This window comes from Clostridioides sp. ZZV14-6345 (assembly GCF_020657775.1).
Taxonomy (GTDB): Bacteria; Bacillota; Clostridia; order Peptostreptococcales; family Peptostreptococcaceae; genus Clostridioides; species Clostridioides difficile_D.
On sequence record NZ_JAGWCX010000005.1, the window covers coordinates 1 to 12,957 of the forward strand.

Consider the following 12,957-nt stretch of genomic DNA (forward strand, 5'->3'; position numbering starts at 1 on the left):
CACTCTTAGTGCCAGCTTTGAGTGGTTTTTTACATTTTCTAAATAACTTACTTATCAAGTAAACTATATAGCTAGCTAAAATACTAGCTAGTACACCTTGTAAAAAATTATCCATACATAATCACCTCCCTTCTTAATGTTGGGAGGATAACCTTTGTTTGTATGAATTCCACTCTTAGATTATAGGTTACATCTTCTTGCTAAAATCATTATACCATAATCTGGATATTCAAAATATATTTGTCACACTAAAACTTTAATTTTCGGTTTGTAATAAATGCTATTTCAGAACCTATTTGCTCTACATCTTGTTTAGTATTATTTATAAACTTTTCTATATGTAAAGTCAACTCAACTCTCTTATCACTACTTTTTTCATTATCAACTTTACTATTATTATTTATATTAACAGTTGCATCCTTCAGTAAATTATTTGAGGCTATTCCTCTTGCCAAAGTATCTGAGTATGCTATACTTTGTAAGTTTTCTATTTCATTTCTAAACCTTGCTGCTTCTTTTCTTCCTCCTGTAGGTATATTTACATCTTTAAATCCTATATTAGAAAGTTGTTTATTTATAGAATTAACTATGTCACTTAAAACTTTACCCAATGCTCCTTGCATAGATTTAATACCATCTATCATGCCCTGCATAGAATCTTTACCAGTTTCCATAAACATAGCTGGTACTACTCCAAATTTATCCTTAAAACTTTCAATTTGTTCCTCTATACTTTTTTGCATTTCTTGACCTAGTTTTCTATATTCTGCATCATAAGTTTTTTTCAATTCTTCAATTTCTTTTTCTATTCTATATTTTTCATCTTCTGTATCTTCTTTGGCTCTTCTTTCAGCTATTTTCTTCTTTTCTTTGTATAATCTTTCGTATTCTTCTAGTTGCTCTTTTGACATCTTGTTGATGGCTTCTATTTCATTATGAGCTTGTGGTCCTTTAGCTAATAGTTCCTCATACAAATCTTTACCTACTTTTGTAGATAAATCTGCCATATCAGTGTCCCATTTTCTAAGTACATCAACTTGCTCTTCTAGGTTTTCCATTAACTCATCATTGTCAATTTCTTCAAATGTTACAGAAGAAAATAAGTCTGTATAATCCATTAAAGATTTTACTCTTGAGTCATATATCTTTTGATATTCTTCATTTAGTTTCTTTTGGTCCTCAATATATTTCTTATCTAAGTTTGCTACTTTTTCAGCATAATCTTCTTTAATATCATTATATTTTTTATTAAAATCTCTTTCAGCTTTTATTTTTTCTTCTCTAAGTTTTTGTAGTTCTTCTTGATGCTTTTCAGTGTCTTCTTTTTCTTTCTTATCATACTTTTTATTAATTTTTTCTAACTTTTCTCTATATTCTTCTTGGTCTTTTACAGATTCCTTATTATATTTATCTTTAATCTTCTTTAGTGCTGCTAGTTTTTCTTTTTTATTCTTATATTTCTTCGCTTCTGCTTCTTTTATTTCTTCGTTTTCTTTTTCATTTCTTTCTTTTTGACTTTTTTTGTATTCTTTATCTAATTCTGCTATTTCTTCAGCTTTTTCTTCTTGTAGTTTTTCAACTTCCTTATTAAACTTTTTAATTTCTTGTGCTTCTTTTATGTTTCCATTACCTATTATTGCTTGGACTGTTCTGAGTGTATTTGTTAATCCTTCTTCTATGTTTGACAATCCATCTAAATACGCTTTTGCTGAATTTTCTCCTGCTTTTTTAAATTGTGAGACAGAGCCAGCAAATCCTTTAGCTGTGCTATTCATAGTACTCATAATTTCATCAAAAATACTACCTCTCATGCTTGTATTATTAAATGTTGACATTTTATTTATACCAGCTGCAAGAGAATCTTTCATTTTAATATTAGATTCAATAAACTCATCACTTCTAAATGAAAAAGATACTGGTTTTGGCACCGAAGAAACTGCACTTCTCATTGCACTTTTTTTACTATTAAATCCATCTATCCATGCTTGACCAGCTCCAGAACCAGCACTTTTAAATTTACTCTTAGAATTATTTGCAGCTGTTACAGCATTACTCATAGAAGTAGCAACCACTTGTGTTAATCTAGAGAAGGATGTATTTACACCATTATATGCATCAGAACCAGCCTGTTTAGCTACTTGTGCAAGTTTTGTAAATGATTGTTTAGCACCATTATACATGTTTGTGCTTGATTGTTGTATAGATTGATTAGCTTTTTTAAAATCTGCATCTGTAGTTGTTGCAACCTTACTTGTACCACTTTTAGCTCCACTTGCCATTTTGCTAAAGTTATTAGTTGCATTAGAAGCCATTGTAGCAGTTGATTTATTTGCATTAGCTTGTGTTGTATTTAAATCTTTAGTAACAGAAGTCTTTAATCCACTCACCTTTGAAGCGGCAGAACTTACATTAGCATCTACTTTCAAAGTTCCAGTCACATTATTTAACTCTTTTGTTTTATTAGACACTTCCTCTAGTTTTTCTTTACTATCTCCTGTATTTACATTTGTATTCACGTTAGCAGATTTAGGCAATGCTTCTATTTCTTGTTTAACACTTGTTACATTTTCCTTACCACTTACACTGGTTTCAATTTTTATTCGTTCTTCTTTTGGAAGTGCATTGAGCAACATTTGAGTTGATTCAACATCTTCTTTCCCCTGTACATTACTTAAAATATTAGTTATAATTTCTGGTGGTATTTTAGCTAAAATATCATTTACATTTTGAGCACCAGTTAGAGCTTCCATATTATTAGTTTTTATATAAGTTTGTACTTCTGGTGGCAACTGTTGATATAGATTATATAATTTTAATATTTCTTCTTCGCTTTCAGTACCATTATTTTTTAAAGTTGTAACAACTTCTTTAGGTACTTGGTCAAAAGATTTAGCAACTTCTGAACCAGCTTGATTTGCTTCTTCTTCCATTGACTTCCAATACGTGCTAGACTCTTTTCGCAGATTATCTATTAAAGTCGCTCCATCAATACCCATGGAATTGAAGTTGGATATAATTGCATTTTTCATTTGTTCTGCACTCATAGAACCATCCGTCGCAACTCCCTTTAATATATCACTCCAAGTACCACCCATAGATGTAAGAGCTGATATAGCCTGTTCATCCATACCTTGCATGACTCCAGCAACATTTTCTGCCATTCCTTCAAATCCAGCTTGACCTATTGTTTTGAATTGATTAAATACATCTGTTGCATTTTGTTTTAAAACATTGCTACTATCTTTTACATTTTCATTTATCAACCTCATAGCCTTATCTATATCTTGTTGTAGTGTTTCTGTACTGTATTTACCACTTATAACCATGCTTTCTAAATTTGCTGAAAATTTTTCTGTAGCTGCTGTAGAATCCATGCCTTGATATATCCCTTCAAATAACACCGCCATACTATCTGATGTACCTCTAAGGATAGCAATTGATTGATTATCAAGCCCTTGCAAATTTTCAGCAAATGTACTTGCAACTTGACCTACATTGTCCCGTGTAAGTTTAGGCCATTCCTTCATTATTAAGTCAAATGTTGATGTAACTGAACTTAATTGACTTGCAGTTGAGTTTTTTATTTTTTCTAAAGCACTTGAAGTTTCAGCTCCTATATTCGACATGGCTTTTGCAGTATTGTTTTCTATATTAGCCCAAGTTTTATCCCAAATGTCATCTACTTCCCAAATCTTTCCACTCAGTATAGCTGATAATCCTTCTGCTGCTCCTTTTAACAGTATCAATAAATTTCCTAGCGTCATTTGTGTTACACCAGATATAAATTCACAGACAGTCCCTATAACAGTTCCAAATGCACCAAATTTATTTTGTAAAAACTCTAAAGCATTCGCATTATCTCCTATCATAGTTATAAGACTTGCTATTGCTCCTACAAGAACTGCTATTCCTACAGGACTTGCTAAAACGGCTGCTCCAAAGCTTACAATTGCTCCCTTCGCTAATCCAAATAGAGAAATTATTTTAGGCATATTTACAATTAAAATACTTAAAATAGTTAATAAAGGACCTAATGTTGCTACTATTGCACCTATTGTTACTATAATTCTTGCTATTTCTGGATTAGCCTTCATCATACTACTTGCCCAGTTCATGAATGAGGTTATTGTTTCTGCCACTTTTGATATAACTGGTGTCATAGCTTCTCCCAAATCAGACAGCATATTCTTTGTTGAATTCAATGTATCTTCAAGTTTTGTTTTTGTAGTATTATCCAGTTGCTCAAATGCTTTATCACAAAGACCAGAAGAATTTTTCATATCATTAAGCATTTGATTAAATGAATCAGCACTTTTTGTACCTTCAATTATTTCCCCTGTTGTCTCATTAACTGCATCACCTAACAGAACATTAGCTGCCTTTGCACCTTCTGCTGAGCCAAATAGGTCTGATAGAGATAAGCTATTTTTCTTTGCATAATCATTTAATATTAATAATACATCTGCTGTTGATTTTCCTTCTTTTTGTAAATCAGCAAATCCTTTATCTGTTAATTTTTTAAGTATCTTATCTGTTTTAGTTCCACTTTCTCCAAGCTCTTTAAACATAGCACCCATATATGTTGTGGCTTCAGCTGAAGCAATACCTTTTGCAGTTAATATAGCATATCCAGCTCCAAGCTGTTCAACGCTTACATTTACATTTTTTGCTGTTGCTATTATTTTACCCATAGAACTTGCTAACTCATCCACTGTTACTTTCTAAACTTCATTGCTTAGGTTCTTTATCCTAAGACTAAGGTTTCCCTTAGAGTTGGACTATCTCTTCACCTTTAACTTAATAATAAGGTGTGGTATTTCATGGATATTTCTGCATATAAAAAAACACTTTTTAAGTGTCTATACTTAGCTTACTTTATCTAGTCTCTAAACCTTTCGAAAGTTTCCTTATCGATTTGGTAATTGATTAGCATATGTTAATATATTATGAGTGTTTATTTCTTTACCTTTTTTCTTTAACAAGTAATATCTTGAGTGAACTAAACTATATTTTATATCGTGTTTTATAGAAAAATCTCTTAATGGCATACCATCTATAACAGCAGTTATTCTTCTATTATGATTATTTATTATTGGTTTTGCCCACCTACAATTATCAGGACTATATCCCTTATTATTATCAATTCTATCTAATTGTAATTTTTTATCATATCCATTTTCTATTGACCACTTATAAAAGTTTTCAAATTCAAGCCATTCATGACAAACTTTAATCCCTCTTCCTCCATAATTTTTATATGATTTGCTATTTTCATTTAAACATCTTTGTTTTATAGCTTTCCATCTATTATGTAGTGAACTTCTAGTCATCCCATGTATAGTTTGAACTTTTTTATTTATTTCTTTGTGATAACATCCACATGATATAGTAGCTCCACTTCTTAAATGTGTTAATTGAATGCTTTTGATATTGCCACAATCACATTTACATATCCACTTAGTTCTTTTAGAAGATATATCTCTTTCTAATGCAACTAATCTTCCAAATCTTTTATTTGTTAAATCTAAATACACACCCATATTATCACCTCAAAATAATTATAACACATAATTAAGGTAACAACAATATTTTCAACACTTAGCTTTCCAATTTTAACACCATTATTTATGCTACTTGTTTCCAAGTAACCGAGCAAAGTTCTTTACCCTTATTTTGTGTCTGAATTAATACATCACTTACATGAGCCATATCCTTTTGGGACATCCCATACGCATTTTGAATTGTTGTTAACACATCTGTCGCTTTTGCTAAATCAGTCAATCCTGCTGTTGCTAATTTATCTGCTTGTGTTAAAAACGCTATTACATCTGCTTGTTTTACACTCGCGGATATAGCATTATATGCAGCATTTACATATTCATCATAAGCCATTCCTATTTCATTAGCACCTTCTTTTAGAGAGTTTGCATAAGCATCCCACTCACTTTTTCCACCTTTAACTTTTTCTGTATTAAGTTGTAATATGGAGTTGACAACTGCCATAGCCTGTTCAGTATTTGTTGCTGCTGTTACTGCTGCAGTTCCCATATCTACTAATTTAGCTGTAACTGTATCAGTCAATGTCTGCCCAATATCTCTCATTTTGCCACCAATTTCTTCAAATGGCATACTGCTTAAACTATCACTTAATCTATTGGCTTCTGCCTCTGCATTATTCATGGCTGTTCTCATATCAGTTAAAGAATCTTCTCCATTTTCGATTTCATTACCTAACTGAGTCTGAGAATTTTTAAGTCTTTCAATAGCTTCTCTATATCTTTGTGACTGTTCTGAACTTTCTCCATACATACTATTACAACGTTCTAATTGTTGTTCATATCTTTCTATTTTGTTTCCTATTTCAGTATACTTTTGCTTCGACTTATCTATTTCACTTGTAAGTTTAGATATCCCTTGAGCATATGCATCTATTGTGTTTCTAGCTGTTTTTAGTTCATTCTCAGTCTGTTTTATAGAGTTTTTTAGTGATGAAAATGGTCCACTTGAAGTTGATGCTATTTTATTTAATTCTGATGCTGCTAACGCTGATTGCCTACCTATTTGTGTCAATGAATTTGCTGTATCAGAAATTTGTTTACCCATTGCCGTCATAGCACTTCCTGTAGTTCTTGTATGTGAATTGAATTGACTAAGTTGTTTAGCTGCATCAGCAAGAGCTTTAAAAAACTTCCCTCCATCTAGGTCTAAATAACCAACTGCTGTTCCTAATTCTAAAGACATATTATTTCCTCCTCTCATAAAAATTTTTCTAAACTATTTTACACAAACAACTAATTTAAGCAAAACAAAAGCATCTACCATTTAAGTAAATGCTTTCTATATAACAGATTTATAATTTTAAAATAAAGTATTTATCTAATTTCGAGACGAGAAATCTAAATCATCAATTAAATTTACATCATTTTTTATACTATTCCAATCATCTAAAAATACATTATAAGTGAGAGTTACATTAACTATAAAGTTTATTCTCACTGAACTAATATTATTTATATCTTTTATATTGTTTACAAATTCTTTCGCAAATTTTCTACATTCATTTTCATCATTAAATATAGAATTTTCCACTTGAACGCTAACTATATATCCATCTCCTTCAGTTGGAGTTAATATGTCAACATAATATGTTGTCTTATCTTTTAAATCCTCTGGTATAAGAGAATCTATTTTTGCCTGCATATCTTCTTTATAAATTGCTTCCTTTTCTTCTTTGCTAATTATATGCTCTTTCGTTACATTATTTTCAACTACTTTATTTTTATTTTTTGAATCTTGTATAGCTTGGTGAATCATCATAGATACTGTAAATACAACAAGATATATTAAAAATATTACTAAAATTTTTTTCAACAAACTTAATTTTTTAAATTTTCCCCACATAATATAATCTCCCTTGTTAAATTATTTATTCAAATATAATTCTATCTAAAATTATTAATTTAGTCTATTGATTTAGCAAATTTATCTAATTATTTGAAAATATTTTGAACACACTAAAAACACCTACTTAAATATATAGATGTTTTGTGAGTTTATTCAATTTTTAGACCACTTAGTTAATATAAATAGCTCTTAATTCAGTAAAAACGCTTTGTGTGATTTCTTTACACACCACATAGTTAATATAATCCCTTGATGCAAAACCTGCAACTGATGCTCTAAACATCATATTTACATACCACATAGTTAATATAATACTCATGTCTGAAAGTGAAGCAGAACAAGCAGCAATAACTTTACATACCACTTAGTTAATATAATACAAAAGGAGTAGGAGAAATTATAGTAGCTCTCTTAAGCTTTACATACCACTTAGTTAATATAATACTTTTGCATCAAGTAGAGGAAGTATATTAGATTCTATCTTTACATACCACTTAGTTAATATAATACATTCTGCACCTTGTTTGACAGTCATTTTTTTATCATCTTTACATACCACTTAGTTAATATAATACGCGGAATTTCTTCTGCTGTTGGGAAAGTTAAAAATACTTTACATACCACTTAGTTAATATAATACCTCAAAACAAATTGAGTATTTTCAATCCTTACACATATAAAACCATATTAAAATTGCATTAAGTAACCAGTAGTGTTTTTCGCACATCACAAAATATGCTTATATCGTAGTAATTTCAATGATTACATCCAATGTATATAAAAAATCGTACACTGCAAAATATCTATATTATCATTATATCATAAATTAACATTAATTCACTCTATTCATTTAGAATATTTTACCTATTAACTTTTTTCTTTTTCTCTAATGCTATTTGGACAAAAGTTTTTCTCTCATTTTTAGCTATAGTTTTCTTTTCATTCTTTTCAAATTTAAGCTTTTTATCATTTTTTATAGCATCTACTAAAAACATACACGCTTCATCAAAACAAAAAGAAGTATATTCATCTTTAATTCTTAATATCTCACTAGGCATCTTGTTGTACATTATCACTTGATTTAGAATCCTCAATATCTGTGGACTCTTGATGAAAGTTTTCTAGTGATTTTGTACCTCCTTGAATACGATTAAATAATGTTAATCTTTGTTCAATAGAAAGTTCCAATCCTATTTTTTTAATCTGAGCATATGTAGGGTTAACTAGCACTTCTTTAGCCACTATATCCATCATTTCAAACATTTCTTTAGAGAAATTAGACTCATCATTCATCTTCTTTAGTACTTTTTCACCTGTACTATCTTTACTTTCCTTCTCTTCAACTAAACTCATTGATGCTGTCATTAGGCTGTTTGGTATCTTACCAGCCATTGCAAGAGCCATTAAGTCAGGTTGTTTTACTTCCGCAACTAACATAGTTCCATCTAAAAATCTTCCAACCTCTATTATCTCAGTCAATTTTATTTTTTTCAATTCTTCTAAACTTGTTACTTTAAGTTCATTCATATTTGTGTCCCCTTTCTAAAAAAAGCTCTAGCTAATTACTAGAGCTTTAATCTATTTATATATTTACACTAACTTCTTCAACCTTATATGTTTCTCCATTTGTTAATCCTATTATCTCTGTTCCTGTTAATGCTGCTTTATCAGACTCAGTACTTGTTAATGTTCCATCTGCTAAAGTATATTTTATATCACTATTAACTGTAACCTTATATATTTTGCCTGCTGTTAATCCTGTTATCTTTTTATCTCCTGCTGTTGCTCCTGATACAGATGCACTGTCTAAAAATACTTTTGTAGCTTCATAACCATTAGGTAATTCCTCTACTATTTCAACCTCATAAGGAGATTGCCCTGTGTTTGGTCTACTATTTATAACATATTCATTTGAATAATATTCTCCATCTTTAAAGTTTAGTGGAACAGATTTTCCTTTACAATTTGGGAAAGTAGTCTTAGCAAATTGCCCAGTATCTCCTCCTGGTCCAACAACTGAACTATATATTATTGTTTTAAAAGATTTCTTAGAAAAAGTCTTCCCTACTTCTGGAGCTAAATATCTCTTAAAGCTACCATCTTCCTCTTTTTCTATTGTTCCACCCTGCATTATTTGAAGTATTTCTGGACAAAATACATTATCTTTTAATGTTAAATCATATCCTAAACTTGTATCTTCTGCTGCTCTATTTGCTATTATTTTTTTCTTTATTTTTAAAGTTAATTCTTCACCTTCAGAAATGATTTCCTCTGTCCCTATCTCATCAGATGTATCAAATGTATATGTAACTGGATTTTGTTCAACTGTTTCAATTTGAACTAATACAACATCTGTAAGTGGGTATTGATTTAATATTTGTACTGCCATATTTATTACCTCCTAATTTGTTTGTTTTCATAATAACTTAATCTTGTGAAATAAGCTTGTTTTTCATCATCTATAAGAATAGGTAAAGCTTCATAAGCTTGTTTTATTCCTACTATTTCATCCATGACACTTTCAACACTTATCTTGTATTCACTTACTTTAGAATACTGTCCAATTGGATAAAATACATATATTTCAAATAAATCTTTTATTATATTTTTTTCTGTTGTTTGTAGAGGACCTTTTTCAAATATAACCAAAAAAGGTTCTATGCATAATCCTTGATGTTGTCCAATAGAATACACATTAAAACCCTTAGTTTTTAAATGTTTATATATTTTTTTAAACATGCTTCACCTACTTTAAAATCACATCAAGACCTCTTATAATACTTGGTCCACATTTTTCTATAGTTGGCATTATAATTGGATATGGTCTACTTCCTGGATGATTAACTTTTTTAACAGGATGTGATGCTCCATCCCAAAATAAATAACTTCCAGGTCTTGCTTCTATAACATGTGGACCTGTACCTTTTTCTAAGTATAATCCATAGTCAACTCCATGACTAAGTGCTATCCTTATAGTGTCTCCTTGCCATTCCCAACTACCATGTAGTCGATTTTTAGCATCATGAGTATAGTCTTTCCATGGTCTATCATTTTTAGCATTGCTTTCTAATAGTTGAGATGAAGTGTCTGCATAAGCTCCTAGTGCAGCCTTAGTTTTCATTTCTCTACTTACTAAAGCATTGAGCAGCTTGCTAGTATCAAATTTAAATCCTTTACTCATACTATCTCACCTTTCCTAACTTTAAATCAAAATAAATATTCATTCTGTTTTGATTTCCAAGGTCTTGTATAATAAACTTATTATCATCTAAGTACATAAAATCACCTTGCTTTATCTTCACTGTATCTTCATCACAAACAACCATTAAGTACTGCTCTTTATCTTTTATAACAATACCTTTATCCTTTGTTATTTGACTTATAGAGCTACTTCCTTCATGATATAAGCCTATCACATTACAAACTATATTTTCTTCATCTGAAGGCTCTCCAAACTCATTTACTCCAACTCTTTTTACTATGCCTTCTGTTGGCATCTTATTGATAGCTTTGATTATCTTTGGTTTTACCTTTTGAGCTATCATAAACATCTACTTCCATTTGTTTTAAACTTTTTTGCCAGAGTTAACCAATATAGTTTATTTTCTGGCATGCTTAAGCCTCCAGGTAAAGTGATACTATCGTTTTCAGCCTTTAATATACATAGCTCATACATGGTTTTATTAAAATCTTGATTGTTTTTATTGTAGTAATAAGTAATTTCATCATCAGAAAAAAAAGGTGATTGTTCTTCTCTAAGTTCTGTTTTTATATTTTTTAAGATTTCTAAATCCATACTATCACCTACTAAAAACTATATTTTATAGTTTATGCTTAAATTCAACTATTCTTATTTGCTTAGGCTCATAAACTCTTGTCCAGTTTTCACCTTTTGCTAACTCTAATCTTGAAGGACCTTCTGTTTTAGCTACACTTGCATTAGTAAATTTTATACCTCTTGGATGTAGTATATATGTTTTTCTATTGATTAAATAATCTACTCCAGAACCTTTTTTCTTATCTCTATCTATTTCTGTAGCAACAAACCCTACTGGATTACCATTTCCTAAAGCTATTGCCCCACTACCAAATAGATAAGAAGTATAAACACCTTCTTTAGATACAGGACAACCATCATCAACTATAACTAATTTATCTTGATAAACTTCAAAGTCTGGACCTGCATCTGGTCTAATAGTTTCTATTAAATTTTGTTTTTTAAGTGCTGACTTAGTAGCTGAGTGCATTGCTATAGCCTTTAATTGTTCTTGTGCATCTCCTAATAATTGTTGTGCATCTATAAAAGCTGATGGTGACCATTTTGCAGCATTTCCTGTTCCTGCTGATATATCTAACTTATTTGTTGTCATATTTGCAGCTAAAAATACACCATTTAAAACTGCTATAAGTTCTTTTTGCATATCTCTAGCCCAGAAGCTTCCAACTAAACTAGCTATTGCTGCCATTGGGTCTTTTCCTGCCATAGCTGCTGATAAATCAGTAGCTGCCCACATTTTTGCTCTTCTTAATATAGCTGCTGCATCTTGACTTGAAGTAATTTTATTTGGTGTTAAATCAGCATCTTCTATTATTTGTTCTGATTCTCCACTTAAATCCTCAAAGAAAGGCATATTTACAACTGGTGCAGCTTGAGAAGCTAAAGCATTTAAGCTTGCATCATTTGTAATTATTCCACTTTGATATAGAGCTGATAACTCCATGCTTTTGTTTATTACATATGGGTTAAACAATTCTGGTACTATTACATCACTTAATTTTGTTACTGCCATTTAAATCACTCTCTTCCTTATAAATTTATTCCTGCTTGAGCTGCAAATTCTTTAGCTCTATCAGGGTTTTCTTTTAATAATCTTCCTTGTTCTGTTAAATTGAATGTTTCTTTTATAAAAGGATTATTGACTACATTTGATTTTCTTGGGAAATTACCAGGTGAACCTGTATTACTTGGAGTAGAACTTTCAAACCACTCTTTATATGTTTCTGATATGTCTTTAAATTGTTCATCTAAGCCTATAATTTCTCCAGTATCTTTTACTTCCATTTTACTGGTATCAAATTCTTTACATAGGAGCTTCCTATATTTTTCATTTACTCCAGATAGTTTAGAATTTATAGCATAGTCTATAGTCATATTTTTTATTTTAGCTTTACTTGTACTATCAAGTTCATTATATTTATTTTCCCATTCTTTCACTTTTGCTTCTATATCTTCACTGTTTTTACTATTTTTCTTCAAATCTGATATAGTGTCATTTGCACCTTTTATTTGCTCTTCTAAGGCTAATTTTTGTTCTTTCAACTTATTGTATCTTTCATCTATATTTTCTTCCTTAGAAGTGTAGATTTTCTCTTTTTTCATACCCTCAATTATGTTTTTTATGTCTGTATCTTGGTATCCTAATTTTTTTAATAATTCTTCCATTATTCCCTCCTACACTACGCTTTTATACGAGTTTTGCTTCTCTAGTATAGTTTGCTATTTATTTCTTTTACGCCTACATATAGCTAAAAAAGGCAATAAAAAAACACTTA

Annotated in this window: 14 protein-coding genes and 1 CRISPR repeat array; all 14 genes read right to left on the reverse strand. The window is 30.2% G+C overall.

The window, feature by feature from the left end; all coding sequences use genetic code 11:
• Positions 1-115, reverse strand: a 115-nt coding sequence (locus KGF39_RS20155) for a type I toxin-antitoxin system toxin (protein WP_413927061.1), incomplete at its 3' end; no start/stop codon positions are given.
• A gap of 133 nt (positions 116-248) precedes the next feature.
• On the reverse strand, positions 249-4,712 hold the full coding sequence (locus KGF39_RS01980; protein ID WP_227820991.1) for a phage tail tape measure protein: 4,464 nt from the start codon (positions 4,710-4,712) through the stop codon (positions 249-251).
• Positions 4,713-4,907: 195 nt separating this feature from the next.
• Entirely contained in the window at positions 4,908-5,540 is a 633-nt protein-coding gene (locus KGF39_RS01985; RefSeq protein ID WP_227820992.1) for an AP2 domain-containing protein, read from the reverse strand.
• Between the two features lie 85 nt (positions 5,541-5,625).
• The gene (locus KGF39_RS01990) at positions 5,626-6,741 is read right to left on the reverse strand and encodes a phage tail tape measure protein (RefSeq protein WP_227820993.1); all 1,116 of its coding nucleotides are present in this window, start codon (positions 6,739-6,741) and stop codon (positions 5,626-5,628) included.
• Between the two features lie 135 nt (positions 6,742-6,876).
• Positions 6,877-7,401, reverse strand: coding sequence for a hypothetical protein (locus tag KGF39_RS01995; RefSeq protein WP_227820994.1), 525 nt, complete (start codon positions 7,399-7,401; stop codon positions 6,877-6,879).
• 222 nt (positions 7,402-7,623) lie between these two features.
• A CRISPR array of direct repeats spans positions 7,624-8,044; the repeat unit is 29 nt; unit sequence CTTTACATACCACTTAGTTAATATAATAC.
• A 220-nt stretch (positions 8,045-8,264) separates the two neighbouring features.
• Positions 8,265-8,474 carry a hypothetical protein gene (locus KGF39_RS02000; RefSeq protein ID WP_227820995.1) on the reverse strand — a complete coding sequence of 70 codons (210 nt, stop codon included), beginning with the start codon at positions 8,472-8,474 and terminating at the stop codon, positions 8,265-8,267.
• Positions 8,455-8,931, reverse strand: a complete 477-nt coding sequence (locus KGF39_RS02005) for a hypothetical protein (RefSeq protein WP_227820996.1) — start codon at positions 8,929-8,931, stop codon at positions 8,455-8,457. The genes KGF39_RS02000 and KGF39_RS02005 overlap by 20 nt, the downstream gene beginning before the upstream one ends.
• Positions 8,932-8,986: 55 nt before the next feature.
• Complete coding sequence (locus KGF39_RS02010) at positions 8,987-9,793, reverse strand: hypothetical protein (protein WP_227820997.1); 807 nt, start codon at positions 9,791-9,793, stop codon at positions 8,987-8,989.
• A 5-nt stretch (positions 9,794-9,798) separates the two neighbouring features.
• Complete coding sequence (locus tag KGF39_RS02015; protein WP_021371995.1) at positions 9,799-10,143, reverse strand: hypothetical protein; 345 nt, start codon at positions 10,141-10,143, stop codon at positions 9,799-9,801.
• A 7-nt stretch (positions 10,144-10,150) separates the two neighbouring features.
• Positions 10,151-10,585, reverse strand: a complete 435-nt coding sequence (locus tag KGF39_RS02020) for a hypothetical protein (protein WP_227820998.1) — start codon at positions 10,583-10,585, stop codon at positions 10,151-10,153.
• A gap of 1 nt (position 10,586) precedes the next feature.
• A complete protein-coding gene (locus KGF39_RS02025) occupies positions 10,587-10,949 on the reverse strand; it encodes a hypothetical protein (RefSeq protein ID WP_227820999.1) in 363 nt (120 codons plus the stop codon).
• Positions 10,946-11,200: a hypothetical protein gene (locus KGF39_RS02030; RefSeq protein WP_021365399.1), complete on the reverse strand. Its 255-nt coding sequence runs from the start codon at positions 11,198-11,200 to the stop codon at positions 10,946-10,948. The genes KGF39_RS02025 and KGF39_RS02030 overlap by 4 nt, the downstream gene beginning before the upstream one ends.
• A 25-nt stretch (positions 11,201-11,225) precedes the next feature.
• The gene (locus KGF39_RS02035; protein ID WP_227821000.1) at positions 11,226-12,194 is read right to left on the reverse strand and encodes a major capsid protein; all 969 of its coding nucleotides are present in this window, start codon (positions 12,192-12,194) and stop codon (positions 11,226-11,228) included.
• 17 nt (positions 12,195-12,211) lie between these two features.
• Complete coding sequence (locus KGF39_RS02040) at positions 12,212-12,847, reverse strand: phage scaffolding protein (protein ID WP_227821001.1); 636 nt, start codon at positions 12,845-12,847, stop codon at positions 12,212-12,214.
• Between the last annotated feature and the right edge of the window lie 110 nt (positions 12,848-12,957).

Coding starts and splice junctions, on each gene's coding strand:
- KGF39_RS01985 (WP_227820992.1), bottom strand. CDS start 5,540: ATGGGTGTGTATTTAGATTTAACAAATAAAAGATTTGGAAGATTAGTT.
- KGF39_RS01990 (WP_227820993.1), bottom strand. CDS start 6,741: ATGTCTTTAGAATTAGGAACAGCAGTTGGTTATTTAGACCTAGATGGA.
- KGF39_RS01995 (WP_227820994.1), bottom strand. CDS start 7,401: ATGTGGGGAAAATTTAAAAAATTAAGTTTGTTGAAAAAAATTTTAGTA.
- KGF39_RS02000 (WP_227820995.1), bottom strand. CDS start 8,474: ATGTACAACAAGATGCCTAGTGAGATATTAAGAATTAAAGATGAATAT.
- KGF39_RS02005 (WP_227820996.1), bottom strand. CDS start 8,931: ATGAATGAACTTAAAGTAACAAGTTTAGAAGAATTGAAAAAAATAAAA.
- KGF39_RS02010 (WP_227820997.1), bottom strand. CDS start 9,793: ATGGCAGTACAAATATTAAATCAATACCCACTTACAGATGTTGTATTA.
- KGF39_RS02015 (WP_021371995.1), bottom strand. CDS start 10,143: ATGTTTAAAAAAATATATAAACATTTAAAAACTAAGGGTTTTAATGTG.
- KGF39_RS02020 (WP_227820998.1), bottom strand. CDS start 10,585: ATGAGTAAAGGATTTAAATTTGATACTAGCAAGCTGCTCAATGCTTTA.
- KGF39_RS02025 (WP_227820999.1), bottom strand. CDS start 10,949: ATGATAGCTCAAAAGGTAAAACCAAAGATAATCAAAGCTATCAATAAG.
- KGF39_RS02030 (WP_021365399.1), bottom strand. CDS start 11,200: ATGGATTTAGAAATCTTAAAAAATATAAAAACAGAACTTAGAGAAGAA.
- KGF39_RS02035 (WP_227821000.1), bottom strand. CDS start 12,194: ATGGCAGTAACAAAATTAAGTGATGTAATAGTACCAGAATTGTTTAAC.
- KGF39_RS02040 (WP_227821001.1), bottom strand. CDS start 12,847: ATGGAAGAATTATTAAAAAAATTAGGATACCAAGATACAGACATAAAA.